Below are 2342 nucleotides of genomic sequence, written 5' to 3'. Positions count from 1 at the left end.
TTATCAACTCCTTGGCTCACAGAACGACATGGCTACGATCCGACTTTCTAGTACACTTAGTTGGTATTTTCTGATTTCAGCTACGGTCTCAGGAGATGTGGCTTGTTCATTTTTCGTGCAGGCGTTCATTGCTCCCAAGATTGTCAGCACAGTTAGGGTGGTAAAAAAATGTTTCTTCATTGTTAGTTCGGCCTTTTGTCTAACGAAAATAGATCATATATTATGATTGTATTGTAGTCTAAGTTGGTGTTTATCTTTGTGTTACCTTTAGGTTAAAAGTGGTAAATAAATCGATAGACTAAAGCTTAAAAGGAAGATAATGGGTAGAAAAAAGAAAAGCACCTACATTATCTATATGTAAGTGCTTCATAATCGGAGTGGAGAATAGCGGAGTCGAACCGCTGACCTCTTGCCTGCCAGGCAAGCGCTCTAGCCAGCTGAGCTAATCCCCCGTAGTGGGGCAAAAGTAATTAAAAGTTTCACTTGTGCAAACTTAATGTTGAAAAAGATGAATAAAAGTGTGCAAAGGCAGTATTAACACTTTTATATCTAGATAATTAAAGAAAAAATTTTAATGCACAACGCTAAGATTTATTTCACCAAAATTCTGATTCCCTAACAGTGATGCTATTTTTTGCGAAAACCTGTGATAATTATAGGATATCGAGCCGCAAAAAACCTAGTTATGATAAACATTAAAACACCTACACCCTAGTGATAATAATGCGATTCCTCCTTCACCGTTAGTTTTAGAATTTATACTAACCGGAGAACAACTATTTGTACTGAAATGCACATGATTTAAACGGTGTAAATTGAACTGTATCAACCTTGGCTTAACCATTTTGCTTAATTCTATCTTCAAAATACAATTAACAGTTACTTATCCAGGCTAAAAAATGAGGGTGGTTTAAATAGTCCTGCTAGAGGTATTTACGAACTTCAAGGTAAACATCTATTTCAACCACAACTGTCATCCGCTATAACAAAAATATACGGCCGAATTAGCAAGGGCTTTCCATATATTAGGTTCTGTATTTGGGATACTTCTTGGCTTAACGAATTCATGCTACACCAGCCATTCAAATACTTTATAGTTATCGAAGTTGAAAAAGATGCCTCAGCTTCCGTTTTCAACTTTATAAATGAATATTCTAAAAATGTTTTCCTAAATCCCGATCCGGAAATTTTTGACAGATATATAAACAATGCAGACAAAGTTATTATAGTTAAAAATCTGGTATCTGAAGCTCCGTTGATGGAAGTGGGTAAAATAACCATCCCAACTTTTGAAAAACTTTTAGTTGATATGCTCATTGACTTTGCTCTTTTTTCATCTCAACAAAATGAGCTAGATTTTATAGTTAAAACAGTATCAAAGAAGTATTCTTTAAATAAATTAAAAATGAAGCGCTATGCCATCAGAAGAAACAGAGAATCAAAACTAGAAGAATTAATGAGTATAAGTTTGGCATAATAAGTTCATTTATGCCAAACTTATATTACCCATGATTGATAAAAAATCACATACAAGTGAATAGATTACTGACTTAAGAGCCGATTAACAATCACAATCAACTCAAATTTAATAAAAAAATGAGCCGATTATCTGATATAATCGGCTCATTGTTAAATATTTTATAAATTACGGCAAGGTAAAATTGAATCCTGACTGCTCACAAAAACACCCTTATTTCAAATAGCCCCCATTTTTCAATAGCTCCACCCAAATTTGGTAACCTGATGGAAGCAAATGCAAACCGTCCATAGTTAAACTTGCCGTTAAACGATTCTCTTCATCTAAAAATGCAGGATAAAGATCAATCACGGTTACTTTTTTAGCCTTCAAATTTCTGATTTCCCTGTTTAACCATAAAATATGCTCATCCTTGCCATAATGGCTTTTGAATTTCTGGAAAGAGCTGTTTACCGGCAACAGTGTATAGAAATAAATCGATGTTTTAGGAGAGCCTTTCCTCACCCTATTCACAATTCTTTTGTAATTAGAAAGGATGGCACTATCAGGAATATTCTTGGAGATATCATTAATGCCGATCAGCACAAACAATTTTGCTGGTTTGCCGTCAATCACTTCCTGCAAACGATCCAGCACACCATATGTGATATCACCAGAAATACCCCTGTTGATGGCATTTGGAAGGCCCAATAATTTTGCCCAGTTGCCACCAGCGGTAATGCTGTTTCCTAAAAACACGAAGTCTTTTTTAGTGATGGGTTTCTGCTTAAACTCAGCAACTTTAGCCTGGTAATTCCCTGGCCTGGAAGTACTGTCGTAACCGATGGTTTGTGCACCAACCTGTAAAGAGGTCAACATTAACGCT

At 35.5% G+C, this 2342-nt stretch carries 2 protein-coding genes and 1 tRNA gene; 1 reads left to right on the top strand and 2 read right to left on the bottom strand.

What is annotated here, in order from left to right; all coding sequences use genetic code 11:
* Positions 1 to 378 precede the first annotated feature (378 nt).
* Positions 379 to 452: transfer RNA gene (locus ACR2F7_RS13830), tRNA-Ala, on the bottom strand.
* Positions 453 to 871: 419 nt separating this feature from the next.
* Between ACR2F7_RS13830 and ACR2F7_RS13825 the strand changes: the two genes are divergently transcribed.
* Positions 872 to 1477: a DUF6577 family protein gene (locus ACR2F7_RS13825; protein ID WP_432714140.1), complete on the top strand. Its 606-nt coding sequence runs from the start codon at positions 872 to 874 to the stop codon at positions 1475 to 1477.
* Positions 1478 to 1690: 213 nt separating this feature from the next.
* On the opposite strand, the gene ACR2F7_RS13820 is transcribed toward ACR2F7_RS13825, so the two are convergent.
* Positions 1691 to 2335, bottom strand: a complete 645-nt coding sequence (locus tag ACR2F7_RS13820) for a GDSL-type esterase/lipase family protein (RefSeq protein WP_432714139.1) — start codon at positions 2333 to 2335, stop codon at positions 1691 to 1693.
* Positions 2336 to 2342 lie beyond the last annotated feature (7 nt).

The sequence above is a fragment of the Pedobacter sp. genome, from assembly GCF_045628745.1.
In the GTDB taxonomy this organism is placed as follows: domain Bacteria; phylum Bacteroidota; class Bacteroidia; order Sphingobacteriales; family Sphingobacteriaceae; genus Pedobacter.
Note: the sequence above shows the minus strand (reverse complement) of the source record. Positions and strands in the feature narration are given on the sequence as shown.